We start from the raw sequence: 19132 nt of genomic DNA, 5'->3' as shown, positions 1-19132 counted from the left end.
TTGATGAAATATTGTATATTTGACACATTTTATGGTATCATTTATAGAGAAATGAGGTGATAACATGGCAAAACCAGTTGTTGCTATTGTAGGAAGAGCTAATGTAGGAAAATCTACATTATTCAATAAATTAATTAAGAAAAGAATCGCCATCACTCAAGATGATCCAGGTGTTACAAGAGATAGATTGTATATGGAAGCTGAGTGGCAAAATAAATATTTTACAGTTGTAGATACAGGTGGTTTGGAACCAAAAAGTAATGAAATCATTACTAAAAATATTAAAAAACAAACAGAACTTGCTATTGAAACTGCAGATGTTATTTTGTTTATGGTTGACGGTAAACAAGGTATCACTCCAATTGATATGGAAGTTGCCGATATGCTTAGAAGAACGAAAAAAAGCGTAATTTTAGTTGTAAATAAAATTGATCACATCAAACAACAGGACAATGTATATGATTTTTATAATCTAGGATTTTATGAAATATTTCCTATAAGTGCTTCAAATTCTATGGGGCTTGGAGATTTACTAGAAGCTGTTGTTTCAAAATTTGATGATAATTCAAATACAGAATCTGATGAGGATATTACAAAAGTTTGTCTAATTGGAAAACCGAATGTTGGTAAAAGTTCTTTGATTAATAACTTATTAAACGAAGAAAGAATGATAGTTACTGATATTGCAGGAACTACAAGAGATGCCATAGATTCCAAGATTAATTACAAGGGAAATGAGTATATATTTATAGATACAGCAGGTCTAAGAAAAAGAAAAAAGATTGACACAGAAGTTGAGAGGTATTCTGTTGTTAGGACTTTATCAGCGATTGATAGGTCTGATATTTGCGTTCTAATGATAGATGCCGCTGAAGGTGTTAGCGAACAAGATACTAAAATCTTGGGTTATGCTCATGATCAAGGTAAAGCTATGATTATTCTTGTGAATAAATGGGATCTTGTTGAAAAACAAACAAACACTATGAATGATTTCAAAAAAGATATCCGAACTAAATTGGGATTTGTAATGTATGTTCCTATCGTGTTCATAAGTGTAAAAGAAAACAAAAGAATAGATACTTTGTTTACTGAAATCGAAAAAGTAGATAATAATTATTCTATGAGAATTAGCACAGGTGTTTTGAATGATGTAATATCAAAAGCAGTATTATTAAATCCACCACCATCAGATAAAGGTGTTCGTTTGAAAATCTTTTATATTACTCAGATAGAAGCCAGACCACCAAAATTTTTGGTGTTCATAAATAGAAATGATTTGATGCATTTTTCATACCAAAGATATATCGAAAATCAGCTAAGGGAAAACTTTAGCTTTGAAGGTGTTCCTTTGCAATTTGAATTTAAGACAAGGGGAAAATAGTGAATTATTTATATTTAATTGTCCTTGGAATAATATGTTATTTCATAGGTAATATAAGTGGTTCTATTGTGCTTTCTAAGTTGATTTATAAACAGGATATAAGAAATTATGGAAGCAAAAATGCAGGTGCAACGAATGCTTTAAGAGTTTATGGAGTAAAGTTTGGTTTGGCAACTTTTTTGATTGATTTCTTAAAAGGATTATTGTGTGCATATTTGGGCTTTAAATTTTTCGGCAGTTTAGGTATACTAGTATGTGGGCTTTTATGTGTAATAGGACATATATTACCGGTTATTTATAATTTTAAAGGTGGTAAGGGAATTGCGACATCTTTCGGTGTTTTATTGTTTGCCCAACCTTTACAAATTTTATTTTTATTAATATTGTTTTTAATAGTTGTACTTATAACTAAATATGTTTCATTGGGAAGCATAATAGGATGTGTTTCAGCTGTTATTTATGGATTAATTTACATTAGAAAAGACTTTTACATTGGTTTAATTTATATTTTGCTAGGAATAATATCATTATTCAAGCATAGATCCAATATAAATAGATTGATTCATGGAAAAGAAAGTAAATTAGGTAAAAATTAGGAGGAAAAAATGAAAGTATTAGTAATCAATTGTGGTAGTTCTTCATTAAAATATCAATTATTTGATATGACTGATGAAAGTGTATTATGTAAAGGATTAGTAGAAAGAATTGGAATTGAAGGTTCTAAATTAACTCATAAAGTTAATGGAGAAAAATTAGTAGTCGAAGAACCAATGAAAGATCACACTGAAGCTATTAACCATGTTTTCGATGCTTTATTAGATGAAAAATATGGTGTTATCAAGAGTTTAGACGAAGTATCTGCTATTGGTCACAGAGTACTACACGGTGGAGATAAATTAACAGAATCTTGCATTATTGACGATAAAGTAAAAGATAAGATTAGAGAATTTATCAAATTTGGTCCACTTCACAACCCAGCTAACTTAATGGGAATTGAAGCGTGTGAAAAATTAGCTCCAGGAAAGAAAAATATCGCTGTATTCGACACTGCTTTCCATCAAACAATGCCAGCTAAAACATTTATGTATGCTATTCCTTACGAATACTATGAAGATTACAGATTAAGAAAATTTGGCTTCCACGGAACAAGCCACAGATATATTACTTTAAGAACTCAACAATTATTAGATAAAGAAGACATCAATATTATTACAGTTCACTTAGGTAATGGTTCATCTATAGCAGCTGTTAAAGACGGAAAATGCTACGATACATCAATGGGACTTACACCATTGGAAGGACTTTTAATGGGAACTAGAAGTGGAGATTTGGATCCTACTGTAATGACATTCTTAATGAATGAAAAAGGATATTCAGCTGATGAAATGAACCAAATTTTGAATAAAAAATCTGGTGTATTAGGAGTTTCAGGAATTAGTTCAGACTTTAGAGATCTTGAAGAAGAAGCAGAAAAAGGAAATGACAGAGCTCAATTAGCACTTGATATGTTTATTGAAAGAGTTAAGAGATATATTGGTGGATATATGGCTGAATTAGGTCATGTTGATGCAATTTGCTTCGCTGGTGGTATCGGGGAAAACTCTTCATCTATGAGAAAAGATATCTTAGATACATTTGAAGAACTAGGCGTTAAATTAGACCTTGAAAAGAACAATACTCGTGAAGAAGCTTTAATCTCAGCTGATGATTCAAAAGTTAAAGTTTATGTTGTTCCAACTAATGAAGAATTAATGATTGCTAGAGACACTTTAGACTTAGCAAAATAATAATATTTTTATTGACAACTTAACATTATTATATTATAATTAACTACGTTGTTTGTATAAATTTTAAGGACTAAAGTCCTTAAGGAGGTGTAGCATGGCAGTACCAAAGAGAAAAACTTCTAAAACTAGAAGAGATAAAAGAAGAGCTTCTTCGTATAAATTACCAAGAGTTACTATAACTACATGTCCTAATTGTGGATCTCCAAAATTACCTCACAGAGTATGTAAAGAATGTGGGTATTACGATGGAAAACAAGTTGTAGATAATTCAGAACAAAATTAATGAAAAGAGAGCCGCTTAATTATTATTAAGCGGCTTTTTTATTTGTTTGATGTTATAACATACAATATTGTGATAGAATATACTAGAGGTGAAGTATGAAAATTTTATTAGATACTTTGGGTTCCGATAAAGGAGCATCAGAATTAATAGAAGGGGCTATAATGGCTCTTGAACAAAAAGATTTTAACTTGACGATAGTAGGAAATGAAGAAGAAAATAGAAATATTGTAAATAAAAGATTTGAAGACAAAATAGATTTTGTAAATGCTACAGAAACCATTGAAAATAATGAATCACCAACGAAAGCGATAAGATCGAAAAAAGATTCTAGTATGAGAAAATGTTTTGATTTATTAAACGAAGATTACGATGGGTTCTTATCGACAGGCTCTACTGGTGCTTTATTAACAGGGGCTACACTTATAACTAGAAGACTTGATAATGTATCTAGACCTTGTTTGATGGTTACAGTACCTAGCTTAAAGGGTGATGTGGTAGTATTAGATGTTGGAGCTAATGTTGATGTCACTTCTGATTTATTAGAACAATTTGCAAAAATGGGATATGTTTATTCCAAAAATATTTTAGGAAAAGAGGATTGCAAAGTAGGTCTATTAAATATTGGAGTCGAAGAACATAAGGGAGATTCATTAAGATTAGAAACATACAAGAATTTATCAAAATATCCTTATTTTAAAGGTAATGTTGAAGCAAGAGATGTTTTGAAAGGTGATTTTGATGTCGTGGTAACTGATGGTTTTTCAGGAAATATTCTTCTGAAAACAATAGAAGGTTCCGTTGAGTTTATTAAAACTTTAGCTAAGTCAAAATTATCTAAGCTTGATGAAAAATCTCAACAAGCTATTATTCCTATGATTAAATCAATGAGTACAGGTATTGATTATAACAGTGTTGGATCTGCACCATTTCTAGGAACTAAGAAGCCGGTGTTTAAAGCTCATGGCTCATCTAACAGGGACGCTATTATGTCTGGGATTTTAACGCTGATAAAATTCGTTGAAGAAGATGTTACTGATAAATTAAAAAAGGAGTTAGCAAATGAATAAAGAAATTTATGAAAAAGTTGTTGAAGGCTTAAAAAAGGAATTTAATAGAGACGATATAGACGAAAAAACAAGATTTGTAGAAGATCTTAAAGCGGATTCAGTACGCTTATTGGAAATCGTAATGGATGTAGAAGAAGAATTTGATATAGAACTTGATGACGAAAAGTTATCTGAGTTAAAAAATGTAGAAGATGTAGTTAATGAAATTGAAAGGGCACAAGGAAAATAGTTGTGGACAAAGCTAGAATTGAAATGCTACATGACCTAGAAGAAAAATTAGATTACAGGTTTACAGATATTAATCTGTTAAACCTGGCTTTTTTTCATAGCTCATACGGAAATGAAAACAAATCATATAAAGATATTTCAAACGAAAGATTGGAATTTTTAGGAGATGCAGTCTTGGATCTAATTGTTAGTGACTTCTTGTATAATAGTAAATCTTCGTTAAAAGAAGGTGCTATGACAAAGATTAGAAGTCAAATGGTATGTGAAAAATCTTTCTCAAATATGGCCAAGTATTTAGAATTAGGAAAATATTTAATGATGGGTCACGGTGAATTTATTTCAGGTGGCAGTGAAAAACCTAGTGTACTTGCTGATACTTTCGAAGCAGTTTTTGGTGCAATATATTTGGATTCTGGTTATGAATCGGCTTTTAAAATTGTAGAAAATAAGTTTAAAAGTCTATTCATAGCTGAAATAGAAACAAAGTCTAGTTTTATTGACTATAAGACTATGTTACAGGAAAATAATCAAAAAAATTCAAGAGATAAATTAAAGTACAAGATTGTTAAAGAAGAAGGTCCAGATCACGACAAGAAATTCTATGTTGATGTTTATGAGGGTAACTTGGTTATAGGATCTGGATTTGGCTCTTCAAAAAAACATGCAGAACAAGATGCTGCTAGAAACGCCTTGATTAGATTAAGGGTAATAAATGAGTAAGAAAAATTACATTGTATCATTGTTCATTCCTCATTTAGGATGTCCAAATGATTGCATTTTCTGTAATCAACGCAAAATTACAAATTATATCGAAGTTGTTAAAAAAGATGAAATAAGAAATGAAATAAAAAATCAACTTGCAAATTTTCCTAATAAAAGTCAAGAAGATATTCAAATAGCTTTTTACGGGGGATCATTTACAGGAATTGAAGAAACAGCTATGATAGACTATTTAAAAATAGCAAATGAATTCATTGAAGACGGTAAAGTTCGATCGATTAGAATTTCTACAAGACCTGATTATATTGACAAACACATTTTAAATATTCTTAAGGAATTTAACGTAGAAACTATAGAGTTAGGTGTTCAATCTATGGTAGATAGTGTATTAGATTCAAATTTAAGATGTCACGATAGTCAGTGTGTTAAAACATCTACTGAGCTGATAAAATCTATGGGATTTAGTTTAGGGCTCCAAATGATGACAGGCTTATACAAATCAACCCCAGAGATGGACTTATATACTGCAGATGAATTAATCAAGTTACAACCTGATTTTATCAGGATATATCCAACTTTAGTTATAAAGAATACTATGCTTGAATCTTTTACCAAAATTAATAAATATAGTCCGGAAAATTTGCACGATTCGGTCGAAAATTGTACCAAAATATATTTGAAATTTATAAACGCTAACATTCTAGTTATTAGATTAGGTCTATTAAATACAGAAAATATAAAACAAGGCGAAGATGTAGTTGCAGGGGCAATTCATCCAAATTATAGACAATTGGTAGAAGATAATTTGTATAGAAAAGTGGTAGATTATGTTTTGAAAAATGATAATCTTGAAACACTTGAAATACATGCCAAACCAAATATTTTGAATAATTTTGTCGGCTATAATGGGGAAAACAAAAAATATTTTAAAGAAAAATATGGATTAAAAACAATAAAATATTCTAATTCTAATAATAACTTCTTATTGTTAGATCATATCAATAAAATTGATATTAATTTAGAAAATATTTTTAAAAACATTGAAAAAGAGGTGTAGCTGTGGGATTAAAATCAGTTGAAATACAAGGTTTTAAGTCCTTTAAAGATAAAATAAAATTGAATTTTGATAATCCCATAACAGCAATTGTTGGGCCAAATGGTAGCGGAAAGTCAAATATTTCTGATGCTATTTTATGGGTTTTAGGTGAACAATCAGCAAAAAATCTCCGTGGAAATAAAATGCAAGATGTTATTTTTGCTGGAACTCAGAAGGAAAAACCTGTTAACTTTGCACAAGTTTCCATAACATTCGAAAATGACTTATGGAAAGACATTGATTATCAAGAAATTACAGTAACAAGAAGAGTTTTCCGTACTGGTGAAAGTGAGTATTACATCAATAAGAACCAAGTTCGCCTAAAAGATGTCAAGGAATTGTTTTTAAATACTGGAATCGGAAAAGAAGGATATTCTGTAATAGGTCAAGGTAAAATCGACGAAATTCTGTCATCAAAAAGTGAAGATAGAAGAGAATTATTTGAAGAAGCATCTGGAATTTCCAAACAAAAATACATTAAAGAACAAAGTGTTAAGAAACTTGAACAAACTAATGAAAATTTACTAAGAATTGAAGATATATTGATTTCACAAGTTGATAGATTAAAATATTTAGAAAAAGAAAGTAAAAAAGCTAAAAAAGGAATTGTTCTGGAAGAAAAACTAAAGGAAATGGAAATTCAAAAAGCTTTATTGGATATAGAAAAACTTTCTATTACACTAAGTGATGTCATTGAGAAAAAAGAAAATAATGATAAAAGTTTGATTGACTTAAAATCAAAACTTGTAAGATTTGAAAATAAAAGAAATGATTTATTAAAAAGCATCAATAAAATAGATATCGATACGGAATTAAAAATCTCTAATTTAGCTGATATTAAGAATCAAAAAATAAAAAATGAATCAGATATTCAATTGAATGATGAAAGACTTAAAAATAGCAACACTGAATTAGAGAGATTAACAAAAGAAAACGAGAATTATTCATCAGAAATTAAAAATTTAACATCAAAAATTGATAATTTACAAAATACAATAAAAAACTCTGAGAAAAAGCTTGAAGAAATAAATTCAAATTTAGAAAAAATGAATATTGATGATTCTGAAGATGAACTTAACATTAAAAAAGAATTGAGCGATAAGAAATCAGAAAAATTAAATAAATTACAGTCAATTTATACACAACATATTATAGAAAAATCTTCACGTGATGCTATCGAACAAGAAAGGTTGAAAGAAATATCAGAGGTAAAAAAGCAAAAAGAAGAATCTGAATTCAAATTAAATCAATTAGTAGAAGCATTACGAAATTTAGAAGAAACGCTAAGTGATTATGACAAACATTTGGATAATTTAGATAAAGATAAAGAACGAATTTCTAGCATTATAAATGATAAAGAGAAAGCTTTAATTAATTTAAGAGACAAATTATCCAACTTAAAAGAAGAATCCATAACTAACAAAAATAAATATATGTTTTTGAAAAATACTATAGATAATCACGAAGGATACAATTTTACAGTTCAAAACTTTTTTAAAAAGTTAAATCCTAGTTTACAAGATAAAGTAATAGGGACACTTGGGGATTTAATCAGTGTAGAAAAGCAGTATGAGAAATCTGTTGATGCAATAATGTCATCAGCGTTTCAAAATATAATTGTCAGCAATGAAAATGATGGTAAGGAATTAATTAATTTTTTAAAGTCAAATAAGATAGGAAGACTTACTTTTTTACCATTAAATAAAATAAAATCTAGAAATTATGATTATGTAAAAGATAAATTGGTACTTGGACATTTAAATGAATTTATAAAATCTGATGAAAAATTTAGGGATATTGTAGATTATTTTGCACAGAAAACACTTGTCACTCAAAATATGGAAGATGCTATTAACGTAAGTTCGAAATACAAAAACTATAGAATAGTTACATTAGATGGTGATATCATTAATAGTTGGGGTTCAATGGTAGGTGGATATAAAAAGCCTTCCAATTACTCAATACTATCAACAAAAAATAGTTTAAATTCTGTTGAAAATTTGTATAAAAACTGTGTTAATGAATACAACGATTTGAAAAAAATATACGAAGAAAATATTGATATTGTTAATCAAAACAAATCCGATTTAGAAATTATTGAAGATAAGATTGTAAAATTAAGAACTGAAAAGGATGCTTGTAATATCAACATAAAAGACAAACAGTTTGAGATTAAATATTTGAGGTCTAGTATTAGTGATTTTGATAATAAGTTAAATTCAAATACTATACAAAGTGAAGCCAATGATTTACAAGAAACTGATTTAAAAAATCAAATTGTAGAATTAGAAAATGTTTTAAAAGAATTAAGTGTTGAAATTGAGAAATTACAAGAACAATATAATTCGGAAAAAATGAATATAATTAGTTTAAAATCTGAATACTCTTCTGTACAAAGGGATTTAAATATATTTAATAATCAGTTAAATGATGCAAAAATCAGAAAAGAATATTTGGAAGATAACTTTAAAGTTAATTCAGTTAAAATTGATGAAATTCATAAAAGTATTTCTAAATACAAAAGCCATAAAAATGATATAAAATCTAAAACTGTTGATTATGATGATATTATTTCTGGGCTAAATAATGAAATTTTATATATGAAGTCCAATATGAATGAATTTAAATCAGAGTTAACAAAGATTGAGCAATCAATATATGATTCAAATGCTAGTGTTCAAAAAATAGAAATTAGCAATAACTCATTAATCGAAAAGGCTTTAAATACAACAGAGAAGTTAAATAATATTAAAATAGATATTAATGAGCTCTATGATATTAATATCGACACAATAGAATCTAATTCTGATATTAAAATTAGTCAGAAAGAAATCAATAAAATTATCAATGATTTAAGAAATATAGGTTCTTTTTCTGTAGATAGTATTCAAGAATATGAATCAGTTAAAAAAGAATTTGATTTTATGACTAAGAGTAAAAATGATTTAATTGAATCCAGGGCAGATATCATGAGCGCTATTAATAAGCTTAATAGAGAAATGAAAGAAGTATTCACCAAAAAATTTGAAGAAATAAATACAAAATTTATTGCGATTTTTAAACAACTTTTTAATGGAGGATATGCAAGTCTTAAATTGACCGAAGATGATGTTCTAAGTTCTGGAATTGAAATAACTGCTCAACCACCTGGAAAAAAACTTCAAAGTCTAAACTTGTTGTCTGGTGGAGAAAGGTCGTTGACAGCGGTAGCGTTGCTTTTTGCGATTTTTGAGACAAGACCATCTTCTTTTTGTATATTAGACGAAATAGATGCTGCTTTAGATGAAATAAATATTAAGAGATACAAAGAATATTTAATTAAATTTAAAGAAAAAACTCAATTCATTATTATTACACATAGAAAAAGTACAATGGAGATAGCTAACATATTATATGGAATAAGTATGGAAAAAGATGGAATATCTAAAATGATTAAATTAGATGTAGATAGGAGAGAGATATGCTAAATAAGTTCTTTGATAAGTTTAAGTCTAAAAAATATGACGAAGAAACAAAAAATACAGAAGAAGATTTGCAACAAGAAGAATTAGAAATTAGTCAATCCAATGAAAATATAGAAATAAGCGAAGAAGTTAATGATGCTGAAAAAGTCGTTGAAGAAAAGAATGAAAAGTCTGAAACTGATAACGAAAAATACCAAGAACAATCTGAAGAAATTATCGAAGATAAAGAAGAAAATAAGGAAGGATTTTTTGAAAAATTAAAGAATTCATTACTTAAAACTCGTGACAATATTTCTAATAAGATTGATCAAGTTTTAGCCAATTATAGAACGGTTGATGAAGAATTATTCGAAGAAATTGAAGAAACTTTGATTTCCGCTGACATTGGTGTTGAAACAACATTAAAGATTGTTGCTCAATTGAGAGATAAAGTAAAACTTAATAACATTCAAGATCCAAGTGAAATAAAAAATGTTTTGGCTGATATTTTAAAAGAAAATATAATTAATGATAAGATCGACAATAATTTAAATGTAGATGATAAAACTATTATTTTAGTAGTCGGTGTAAATGGTGTAGGAAAAACTACTACGATTGGTAAATTAGCCATGAAATTCAAAAAAGATGGGAAAAAAGTTTTGATGGTTGCTGCCGATACTTTTAGAGCAGCGGCTATAGAGCAGCTTACTGAATGGGCAAATAGAGCTAAAGTTGACATTATTAGTCACAAAGAAGGTTCTGACCCAGCTAGTGTTGTTTTTGATGGAGTTAGTGCTATGAAAAGTAGAGATGCAGATATATTAATTTGCGATACAGCTGGAAGGCTTCATAATAAGAAGAATTTAATGAATGAATTGAATAAAATAAAGAGAGTTATTGAAAAAGAATATCCGGAAGCTAAAAAAGAAATTTTATTAATTGTAGATGGCACAACTGGACAAAATGCTATTATTCAAGCAAAAGAATTTATGAATGCAACTGATTTAACAGGTGCTATAATTACAAAACTAGATGGTACAGCTAAAGGTGGAATGATATTTCCACTTGAAATGGAATTGGGAATTCCAGTAAAATTCATTGGAATTGGCGAACAGGTTAATGATTTGGTTAAGTTTGAACCAGAAAAATTTATAGAAGCAATAATAAATTAAAATTGAATTTTTTTTCATTTTTTGATAAAATTTGTGTGTGGAGGAATAACATGGATAATAAATTTAATAACGGATCTGTTAAGATCTCTAATGACATAATTTCACTTATTGCAGCAGAAGCTTGCATGGAAGTTGAAGGTGTAAAAGCTATTATGACACCACAATCAGAAAAAGTAAATATACAAAAAGGAGCTCAAAAATCAGTAATCATTGAAATTCTTGACAATGCTGTAAATGTAAGAGCCCATATTGAAGTAGATTCTGATTATAACATCAAGGATGTATGCTATAAGGTGCAAAAGAAAATAAAAGAAAATATCGGCATGATGACTGGGTTAGTTGTCATAAATGTAGATGTTGTTTGTGAGAAAATAAGTATTTAATGTAACCCTCTTATCAGAGGGTTATTTTCTTGGAGGAAATATGTCAAGAAGACAATCTAGAAAAAGCGCAATGCAATTAATCTATGAAATGAATATGAATGGAGATTACGATAAAAATAGAATTGAAGAATTTTGTAAATATCAGAATATTAATAAAAATGATATAGTATTTTTCAAAGAAATTGTATTAAATTTTATTGAACATATTGATGACATAGTAAATATTATAGAAAATAACACAAAACAATGGAACTTGGACAGAATTAACAAATTAGATTTATCGATTTTACAAGTTGGTGTTTGCGAAATTCTATACGTGGAAAGCACTCCAGATAGTGTTGCAATTAATGAAGCCGTTGAATTAGCGAAAGAATATTCTACAGAAAAATCATACAGTTTTATCAACGGCATATTAGGCTCTGTATTAAAGAGAAAAGAAAATGCAAGTTTATAGTGTTAAAGAGATCTCTGATTATATTCAAAATACTTTGAAGAAAGATCCAATTTTATCAAATGTGTGGATAGAAGGTGAGATTTCAAATTTTAATAAAAATATTTCAGGACATGTTTATTTTAGATTAAAAGATGAAAAAGCATTGATTTCTTGTATGATTTTTAAAACAATGTCTCTTGCAAAAACTATAAACTTAAAAGATGGAGACAAAGTTCAACTAAGAGGAAGTATAACAACATATCAAGGATCAAGCACTTATCAACTTCTTGTAAAAGAATGTAAGAAATCAGGCACTGGAGACCTTTTTCAAAAGTATTTAGAGTTAAAAGAAAAGCTTGAACAGGAAGGCTTTTTTTCGGAATCAACCAAAAAATGCATAACTAAATATCCTAAAGCTATTGGCGTGATTACATCTTCTACAGGAGCGGCCGTGAATGATATTTGCAGAACAATAAAGAGAAGATATCCTATTTGCGATATTTTGATATATCATTGTGTTGTTCAAGGAGAACAATCGTCAGAATCTATTATACAAGGCATTAAATATATGGATGAGCAAAATCTAGATACTCTTATAGTAGGAAGAGGCGGTGGAAGTTTTGAGGATTTAAATTCATTTAATGATGAAAATCTTTTAAAAACTATTTATAATTCAAAAACCCCTATCATAAGCGCCGTTGGTCATGAAAATGACTTTATGCTTTCTGATTTTGTAGCTGATTTAAGAGCATCTACTCCAACAGCAGCTGCTGAGCTAGCCACTGCTGATTTTGATGAATTAAAATATTTTTTACAGGAAAGTTACGCTAAAATTAATAGAATTTTGATGAGAAGATTTGAAGATGAAAATCAAGAATTAGAGTATTATGGTAAGCAGTTGGAATTTTTAGGCCCCAAAAACATTATTAAAGAACACATGGATAATCTTCAACTTTTGAAGGATAGCTTAAAAAAAGCTTATAAGAAAAATTTGGAAGATAAGTTCAATGAAGAATTAAATATTTACCACAAATTAAATCTGTTGAAACCTGATAAGCTATTATCTTTAGAAATCGAAAAACTAAATAAAATTCGAATAACAATGATTAAAAATTTGATTTCAAATATTAATTACAAAGAATTGATTTTAGACTCATATAAAAATAACTTATTGCATCTGAATCCAAGTACAATTTTAGAGAATGGATATGCAAAAGTATTAAAGAATGATAAGAGTATTTCATCTATTGATGATGTTATGGAGAACGAAAAAATTGTCTTAATTATGAAAGATGGTAAACTTGATACAACTGTTCAAAATAAGGAGAAATTCAATGAATGAATATAGAGAATACGATGAAGGATTAAAAAGACTAAGTGACATCGTTGAAAAGTTGGAAGACAGAGAGCTGAGTCTTGAAGAAAATATAAAATTATACGAAGAAGGCATGAAGCTTCACAAGAGATTAAGTTCTATTTTGAAAGAACAAGAAGGAAAAATGACTTTGATTAAAGATAACAAAGAAGAAGATTTTCAAATAAACATGCTTTTAAGTGATGATAATGAATAGTAAGGAAATTATAAATTTAATAAACACTTCATTAAAAGACTTAAAATTTTCCGATGATAAAATTGGCGAAGCTATGCAATACACCATTGTTGACGATGGTGCAAAAAGATTAAGGCCACTTTTGTTTTTGTTAACTTATCAAATGTTTAATGAATCGATAACTGAATCTGTAAATTACGCTATTGCCATAGAATTAATTCACAATTATTCATTAGTGCATGATGATTTAGAATGTATGGATAATGACGAATATAGAAGAGGAAAGTTAACAGTGCATAAAAAATACGGAGAAGATATTGCAGTTTTAGTAGGGGATGCACTTTTAAATTATTCATTTGAAGTATTATCTGAATCGATTAAGAACGAAATTGACGCAAAGTGTGCAAATTATATCGTAAAGAAATCAGGTTGTTTTGGCATGATAAAAGGTCAACTTTTGGATATTGACAGTGAGATTTCTGAAAAAAATATTATTGAAATTTACGATAAAAAAACGTGTAATTTACTTAAAGCAGCTACTGTATCTGCTGGAATTTTAAGTAAAGTTGACGATAATATATTATTAAAACTAGAAGATTATGCTTTTAATCTAGGAATGGCTTTTCAAATAATTGATGACATTATGGATTATGAAAATGATGTAAAAATTAATAAAAAAACTTATGTCACTATTTTTGGAAAAGAAAAAGGCATTGAAGATGCAAATCAGTACTCTGATAAAGCTATAGATTGTATTAAAGATATCGATAATTCTCAACCTTTAATTGAAATTACAAATAAACTGTTGGACAGGAAATATTAATATGAGAATTGATTTGTATTTGTGCGAAAAAAACTTTGCATCTTCTAGAACAAAGGCAAAATCTCTGATTGAGAATGAATTAGTTTATTATCAGGGTAATTTAGTAAAGAAACCATCACTTGAGATAAATTCTGATGAAGTTGAAGTGAAAGAACACATTGAATATGTGGGAAGAGGCGCTCTGAAGCTTTTAAAAGCTTTTGAGGTATTTAACATAGGTAAGCATGATTTATGCCTAGATATAGGCTCATCTACTGGTGGATTTACTCAGGTTTTATTAAAAAATAATGCAAAAGAAGTCTATGCTATTGATGTTGGCAATAATCAAATGGTTGACGAACTCAGACATGATAGCAGGGTTAAATTATTCGAAAATACTAATTTTCGAAATATTAATGTAGATGAGTATCCGAGATTTGATTTTATAGTATGCGATGTATCTTTTATATCATTGAAAATGATTATTCCAAATGCCGTTAAAATGCTAAAAAATAATGGCGAAATGATATTTTTGATAAAGCCGCAGTTTGAATTAAAAACAAAAAATCATATAATTAATAATAAAAAGGAACATTTATCTATAATAAATGATATTAATAATTATCTAAATGATGAAGGATTGTATATTTCTGAGATGACACATAGTCCAATAAAAGGTAAGAGTGGAAATATAGAGTATTTAATCCATATTACGACTTTAGATAATAAAAATATAAAATTCAAGGATGTTGTGGAGACAGCATTTAATAAATTGAGGTAGAAATATGAAAAAATACACAAGACAAAGATTAATTCTAGACTTAATAGAAGAAAATGAAATAAGAACTCAGGAAGAACTTTCTGACTATTTAGAAGCTCATGGAGTTAGAGCTACACAAGCTACTATTTCTAGAGATATAAAAGAATTAAGAATATCAAAAGTTCAAACTAGAGAAGGCGAATATCATTATGCAATAATTGACACTGTACACGATTCATTAAACGAAAGATTAGATAAGATTTTCAGATCTGCTGTGTTGACTATCAAGCATAATGAAGATATGGTAATTATTAAAACAATATCTCACACTGCAACAGTATGTGGTATGGCAATTACCAACGCTAAATTAGACAATATAGCAGGAATTCTAACAGGTAATGATACTATTTATATAACTGTTGAAGATAAATCTGGATTGGAAAAATTAGTTTCAGAAATCAAATCAATCATCAGGTAAAAAAATGTTAAATTCTCTTTATATAGAAAATTTTGCGATAATTGACAAAATCAATGTCGATTTTACAGATGGACTTAATATCATAACTGGGGAAACTGGTTCAGGAAAATCAATTTTGATAGAAGCTTTTGAACTTCTTCTAGGACAAAGATTTAACAAAAGTTTTATCAGAGATTCTTCAAAAAAAACTATTGTTGAAGCGACATTTACAATAGCTGATAATTCTAAAATTAAATTTTTAGAAGACATGGGATACAATGTTGAAGATGGAGTAATAATAATTTCAAGAATTGTAGATACTAATTTAAAAAGTATAAATAAATTAAACAATAGATCAATCACGCTTAACACACTAAATGAATTAATGAGTAAATTTGTTGACATTCATGGACAAAATGGAACTCAATCACTATTGAACAAGGATTTTTATCTAGATTTAATTGATTCTTTTGATAAGGAAGAAACTTTTAAAATCAAAACTGAGTTAAGGGAAATTCTCAATAATATTGCAGAATACAAAAAAGCGTACAAGAGTTTTAATATTTCAAACGAAGAAAAGGATAGACAACTCGATATAATAAATTATCAAATTGAAGAAATATCACAAATAGATCTTGAGAACTTGGATGAAGAAGAACTTGAAAATGAATATAATAAATTATCGAATGTTAATTTGATTAAAAATAATATCGGTGAAATATTAAACATGTATTCGGATGAAAACTACAATGAACAAGATATAAACACTATGTTTAATATTGTTTTAAGCAAAATGGACTCAATCTGTGAGTTTGATAATGAAGTGAATTCTTTTAAGCAAGATTTGGATAAGATTTATTATGAGATGGACGACTTGTTCTCAAGGATTAGTTCATATTCATCAAGCATTTATCAAGATGAGTTCAAACTAAATGATTTAGAAAATAAAATAGCAATAATTACAAATTTAAAGAGAAAATACGGAAAATCTATTGATGATATAATTTCATTTAGAAAAGATTTGGAACGTAGACTTAAAGAACTGAATGAAATTACAGAAAATAAAAGAAAATTCAAGAAATTAATTGATTCAGACAAGCAGAAGGGGATTGAATTATCAGATAGACTTCATAAAATTAGAAAAAAAATTGTTTCTAAATTAGAAAAATTGATTGTTCAAAATCTAAAAGATTTGAATATGAAACATGCTGATTTTCAGGTCAAATTTGAAAAGCTTTCTGATTTCAATGAAAAAGGTTATGATTCATTGGATTTTCTAATTAAAACAAATCTAGGACAAGATTTAAAACCAATGGCATCTATTGCATCTGGTGGAGAAATTTCACGTATTATGCTTGGATTTAAGTCAGTTATATCAGATTTTGAAGATATCAATACTCTTATTTTTGACGAAATTGATACTGGAATTAGTGGTAGGACGGCATTGGTAGTAGGTGAAAAACTTATTGATTTATCAAAAGATAAGCAAGTGATTTCAATAAGTCATTTACCTCAAATAGCTTCATTGAGCGATAATCACATTTTAATTGAAAAGATTGATTGTAATAACGAAACAAAATCAATTTTAAAAGTATTAACTCCTGAAGAAAAGGTAAATGAAATTTCTAGATTGATCGGTGGAATAAACATCACAGAAACTACAATTGAACAAGCAAAATTAATGATCAATCAAGCAAATGAATTAAAAAATGATAGGAGATAATTATGGATTATGAAGAAAAAACTATAAAGAGTGAAATGATATATGAGGGAAGAATTTTAAACCTCAGATTAGATACGGTTGAACTTCCAAATAGAAAATACTCCAAAAGAGAAATTGTAGAGCACGCAAACGCTGTGTGCATAATCGCAGTAAAAGATAATAAATTATTTTTCGTTAGTCAATATAGAAAAGCTATTGACCAACAACTAATGGAATTACCAGCAGGATTAATTGAACACAACGAAACACCAAAAGATGCAGCGATAAGAGAAATGAGAGAAGAAATAGGTTATAATTGCAAAAATTTAACTTATCTGTTCGATGCATATTCTTCTCCAGGTTTTAGTGATGAAAAAGTAAGTTTCTTTTTGGCTGAAGAATTATTCAGAGACGAACTAGAAGCAGATGATGACGAATTTTTAAATATAGAACTCATCGAACAAGAAAAATTAATGCAAATGATAGAGGACGGAGCTATTGTTGACGGGAAGACAATTATGGGAATTCTATATTTTTTAAGGAATGTGAGTAAATGCTAGAAACGATAAATCATTATATTATAATTATACTTGTATTACTTCCAACTATTGTTCTCCATGAACTTGCTCATGGTTATGTTGCTTACTGGATGGGTGATAATACGGCTAAAAGCATGGGTAGATTAAGCTTCAATCCTATTGATCACATTGATCCATTAGGTGCAATTAGTTTGATTTTATTCAAGTTTGGTTGGGCAAAGCCAGTTCCAATTAACTCATACAATTTTAGGAACAGACATTTAGGGATGTTCTTGGTTTCAATTGCAGGAGTTACAGTAAATTTAATTTTAGGACTTATATTTTCGTTTTTATATGTTAAATTTTCTCATGTAAATCCTGTAGTATCAGAAATTTTGAGTTTATTTATTGTATACAATGTGTATTTTGCTGTATTTAACTTAATACCCGTTCCACCTTTAGATGGTTCTAAGGTTATAACTGCTTTTTTCCCAGGAAAATTTTTAGATTTTATGGCAAAATATGAAAAATACACTTATTTTATATTGCTTATATTAATATTTTCAGGTGTGTTGGGTAAAGTTTTAACGCCTATAACATCATTTATAATTGATAAGTTTTTAAGGTTAGCAATTGCACTATGAGTTTAATTATTGAAACTGAAGAATTCAACGGTCCAATGGATCTTTTATTAAATTTGGTTGAAAAAGAAAAAATTGATATAGAAAATGTTGATTTAGCAAAAATTACAAATAAATTCATTGAAGAAGTTGAGAATTTGAAAAATCATTCTACTAAAGATTTGACTGATTTCATTTACTTAGCTTCTACTTTGTTATATATAAAATCAAAAAAATTATTACCCAAAAATGATTTTGATGAAGATGATCAGATAGATGAAGATTTAATTAAACAACGATTAATAGAATATAAAAAATTTAAAGAAATCTCTAAACAATTGATTGAATTAGAAAACATCTCATCGAAACATTTTAGAAAAATTCAAGAGGATTTATCGGTTTATCAATCTGAAAAAGAAAATTTGATTGTTCCTGACATTAATTTATTATCTGAAACTTTGTTAGAAATATTAAATAAGGTAGATAATAGAATTGTCATTGAAGAAACAGAAATTATAGAAGCAGAAGAATATAAGATTGAAGATTGTATTGAAGATATATTGTGGAAGGTAGAAAAAAATAACAAATATAGTTTTTCATATTTTTTATCCAAAAAGACCAATAGAAATGAAGTTATATCTGTTTTTTTAGCTTTACTAGAATTATTAAAATCAAACATACTAAAAGTTGTAAAAAATGAGGGTAATACGGAAATATTAATGAGGTAATT

The 19132-nt window shown here is 28.1% G+C and carries 21 protein-coding genes; all 21 read left to right on the top strand.

Annotated elements, in window-relative coordinates; all coding sequences use genetic code 11:
• Nucleotides 1–64 precede the first annotated feature (64 nt).
• The 21 genes from der to ACU68U_RS00700 all read left to right on the top strand — a co-directional run bounded on the left by der (nucleotide 65) and on the right by ACU68U_RS00700 (nucleotide 19130).
• A complete protein-coding gene (gene der, locus ACU68U_RS00800; RefSeq protein ID WP_446762526.1) occupies nucleotides 65–1381 on the top strand; it encodes a ribosome biogenesis GTPase Der in 1317 nt (438 codons plus the stop codon).
• Nucleotides 1381–1977, top strand: coding sequence for a glycerol-3-phosphate 1-O-acyltransferase PlsY (gene plsY, locus ACU68U_RS00795; RefSeq protein ID WP_392435797.1), 597 nt, complete (start codon nucleotides 1381–1383; stop codon nucleotides 1975–1977). Before der ends, plsY begins: the two co-directional genes overlap by 1 nt.
• A gap of 9 nt (nucleotides 1978–1986) precedes the next feature.
• The gene (locus tag ACU68U_RS00790; RefSeq protein WP_094207207.1) at nucleotides 1987–3168 is read left to right on the top strand and encodes an acetate/propionate family kinase; all 1182 of its coding nucleotides are present in this window, start codon (nucleotides 1987–1989) and stop codon (nucleotides 3166–3168) included.
• A gap of 94 nt (nucleotides 3169–3262) precedes the next feature.
• Nucleotides 3263–3451, top strand: coding sequence for a 50S ribosomal protein L32 (gene rpmF / locus ACU68U_RS00785; RefSeq protein ID WP_002836538.1), 189 nt, complete (start codon nucleotides 3263–3265; stop codon nucleotides 3449–3451).
• Nucleotides 3452–3546: 95 nt separating this feature from the next.
• The gene (gene plsX, locus ACU68U_RS00780) at nucleotides 3547–4518 is read left to right on the top strand and encodes a phosphate acyltransferase PlsX (RefSeq protein ID WP_446762525.1); all 972 of its coding nucleotides are present in this window, start codon (nucleotides 3547–3549) and stop codon (nucleotides 4516–4518) included.
• Nucleotides 4511–4747, top strand: a complete 237-nt coding sequence (locus tag ACU68U_RS00775; protein ID WP_094207205.1) for an acyl carrier protein — start codon at nucleotides 4511–4513, stop codon at nucleotides 4745–4747. The genes plsX and ACU68U_RS00775 overlap by 8 nt, the downstream gene beginning before the upstream one ends.
• Nucleotides 4748–4749: 2 nt before the next feature.
• Nucleotides 4750–5466: a ribonuclease III gene (gene rnc, locus ACU68U_RS00770; protein ID WP_094207204.1), complete on the top strand. Its 717-nt coding sequence runs from the start codon at nucleotides 4750–4752 to the stop codon at nucleotides 5464–5466.
• Nucleotides 5459–6523, top strand: a complete 1065-nt coding sequence (locus tag ACU68U_RS00765) for an elongator complex protein 3 (RefSeq protein WP_446762524.1) — start codon at nucleotides 5459–5461, stop codon at nucleotides 6521–6523. Before rnc ends, ACU68U_RS00765 begins: the two co-directional genes overlap by 8 nt.
• A gap of 2 nt (nucleotides 6524–6525) precedes the next feature.
• Entirely contained in the window at nucleotides 6526–10029 is a 3504-nt protein-coding gene (gene smc, locus ACU68U_RS00760; RefSeq protein WP_446762523.1) for a chromosome segregation protein SMC, read from the top strand.
• Entirely contained in the window at nucleotides 10023–11177 is a 1155-nt protein-coding gene (gene ftsY, locus ACU68U_RS00755; RefSeq protein ID WP_446762522.1) for a signal recognition particle-docking protein FtsY, read from the top strand. Before smc ends, ftsY begins: the two co-directional genes overlap by 7 nt.
• Before the next feature lie 50 nt (nucleotides 11178–11227).
• Nucleotides 11228–11560: an Asp23/Gls24 family envelope stress response protein gene (locus ACU68U_RS00750; RefSeq protein ID WP_002836527.1), complete on the top strand. Its 333-nt coding sequence runs from the start codon at nucleotides 11228–11230 to the stop codon at nucleotides 11558–11560.
• A gap of 40 nt (nucleotides 11561–11600) precedes the next feature.
• Nucleotides 11601–12014, top strand: coding sequence for a transcription antitermination factor NusB (gene nusB, locus ACU68U_RS00745; protein WP_094205749.1), 414 nt, complete (start codon nucleotides 11601–11603; stop codon nucleotides 12012–12014).
• On the top strand, nucleotides 12001–13335 hold the full coding sequence (gene xseA / locus ACU68U_RS00740) for an exodeoxyribonuclease VII large subunit (RefSeq protein ID WP_094207199.1): 1335 nt from the start codon (nucleotides 12001–12003) through the stop codon (nucleotides 13333–13335). Before nusB ends, xseA begins: the two co-directional genes overlap by 14 nt.
• Nucleotides 13328–13564, top strand: a complete 237-nt coding sequence (gene xseB / locus ACU68U_RS00735) for an exodeoxyribonuclease VII small subunit (RefSeq protein WP_002836523.1) — start codon at nucleotides 13328–13330, stop codon at nucleotides 13562–13564. The genes xseA and xseB overlap by 8 nt, the downstream gene beginning before the upstream one ends.
• Nucleotides 13557–14366 carry a polyprenyl synthetase family protein gene (locus ACU68U_RS00730; protein WP_094207198.1) on the top strand — a complete coding sequence of 270 codons (810 nt, stop codon included), beginning with the start codon at nucleotides 13557–13559 and terminating at the stop codon, nucleotides 14364–14366. The genes xseB and ACU68U_RS00730 overlap by 8 nt, the downstream gene beginning before the upstream one ends.
• 1 nt (nucleotide 14367) lies before the next feature.
• Nucleotides 14368–15126: a TlyA family RNA methyltransferase gene (locus tag ACU68U_RS00725; protein ID WP_094207197.1), complete on the top strand. Its 759-nt coding sequence runs from the start codon at nucleotides 14368–14370 to the stop codon at nucleotides 15124–15126.
• Nucleotides 15127–15130: 4 nt separating this feature from the next.
• Nucleotides 15131–15583 (top strand): arginine repressor, encoded by a 453-nt coding sequence (locus tag ACU68U_RS00720; RefSeq protein ID WP_002836519.1) that lies wholly within the window; start codon nucleotides 15131–15133, stop codon nucleotides 15581–15583.
• Between the two features lie 4 nt (nucleotides 15584–15587).
• Entirely contained in the window at nucleotides 15588–17285 is a 1698-nt protein-coding gene (gene recN, locus ACU68U_RS00715; RefSeq protein ID WP_446762521.1) for a DNA repair protein RecN, read from the top strand.
• A 2-nt stretch (nucleotides 17286–17287) separates the two neighbouring features.
• Nucleotides 17288–17824, top strand: a complete 537-nt coding sequence (locus tag ACU68U_RS00710; protein WP_094205744.1) for an NUDIX hydrolase — start codon at nucleotides 17288–17290, stop codon at nucleotides 17822–17824.
• Nucleotides 17818–18426: a site-2 protease family protein gene (locus ACU68U_RS00705; protein WP_094207194.1), complete on the top strand. Its 609-nt coding sequence runs from the start codon at nucleotides 17818–17820 to the stop codon at nucleotides 18424–18426. The genes ACU68U_RS00710 and ACU68U_RS00705 overlap by 7 nt, the downstream gene beginning before the upstream one ends.
• On the top strand, nucleotides 18423–19130 hold the full coding sequence (locus ACU68U_RS00700) for a segregation and condensation protein A (RefSeq protein ID WP_094207193.1): 708 nt from the start codon (nucleotides 18423–18425) through the stop codon (nucleotides 19128–19130). The genes ACU68U_RS00705 and ACU68U_RS00700 overlap by 4 nt, the downstream gene beginning before the upstream one ends.
• The last annotated feature ends 2 nt before the right edge of the window (nucleotides 19131–19132 follow it).

This window comes from Finegoldia sp. P3-F-LR, assembly GCF_052932165.1.
This window is presented reverse-complemented; position numbering and strand designations above follow the sequence as displayed.

Bases quoted from the DNA above. Each gene is read 5' to 3' on its own strand.
- ACU68U_RS00765 (WP_446762524.1), top strand. From the start codon at position 5,459: ATGAGTAAGAAAAATTACATTGTATCATTGTTCATTCCTCATTTAGGA.
- xseB (WP_002836523.1), top strand. From the start codon at position 13,328: ATGAATGAATATAGAGAATACGATGAAGGATTAAAAAGACTAAGTGAC.
- plsX (WP_446762525.1), top strand. From the start codon at position 3,547: ATGAAAATTTTATTAGATACTTTGGGTTCCGATAAAGGAGCATCAGAA.
- ACU68U_RS00705 (WP_094207194.1), top strand. From the start codon at position 17,818: ATGCTAGAAACGATAAATCATTATATTATAATTATACTTGTATTACTT.
- ACU68U_RS00710 (WP_094205744.1), top strand. From the start codon at position 17,288: ATGGATTATGAAGAAAAAACTATAAAGAGTGAAATGATATATGAGGGA.
- ACU68U_RS00730 (WP_094207198.1), top strand. From the start codon at position 13,557: ATGAATAGTAAGGAAATTATAAATTTAATAAACACTTCATTAAAAGAC.
- ACU68U_RS00750 (WP_002836527.1), top strand. From the start codon at position 11,228: ATGGATAATAAATTTAATAACGGATCTGTTAAGATCTCTAATGACATA.
- recN (WP_446762521.1), top strand. From the start codon at position 15,588: ATGTTAAATTCTCTTTATATAGAAAATTTTGCGATAATTGACAAAATC.
- ACU68U_RS00775 (WP_094207205.1), top strand. From the start codon at position 4,511: ATGAATAAAGAAATTTATGAAAAAGTTGTTGAAGGCTTAAAAAAGGAA.
- der (WP_446762526.1), top strand. From the start codon at position 65: ATGGCAAAACCAGTTGTTGCTATTGTAGGAAGAGCTAATGTAGGAAAA.
- ACU68U_RS00725 (WP_094207197.1), top strand. From the start codon at position 14,368: ATGAGAATTGATTTGTATTTGTGCGAAAAAAACTTTGCATCTTCTAGA.
- nusB (WP_094205749.1), top strand. From the start codon at position 11,601: ATGTCAAGAAGACAATCTAGAAAAAGCGCAATGCAATTAATCTATGAA.
- ACU68U_RS00700 (WP_094207193.1), top strand. From the start codon at position 18,423: ATGAGTTTAATTATTGAAACTGAAGAATTCAACGGTCCAATGGATCTT.
- ACU68U_RS00720 (WP_002836519.1), top strand. From the start codon at position 15,131: ATGAAAAAATACACAAGACAAAGATTAATTCTAGACTTAATAGAAGAA.
- ftsY (WP_446762522.1), top strand. From the start codon at position 10,023: ATGCTAAATAAGTTCTTTGATAAGTTTAAGTCTAAAAAATATGACGAA.
- rpmF (WP_002836538.1), top strand. From the start codon at position 3,263: ATGGCAGTACCAAAGAGAAAAACTTCTAAAACTAGAAGAGATAAAAGA.
- xseA (WP_094207199.1), top strand. From the start codon at position 12,001: ATGCAAGTTTATAGTGTTAAAGAGATCTCTGATTATATTCAAAATACT.
- ACU68U_RS00790 (WP_094207207.1), top strand. From the start codon at position 1,987: ATGAAAGTATTAGTAATCAATTGTGGTAGTTCTTCATTAAAATATCAA.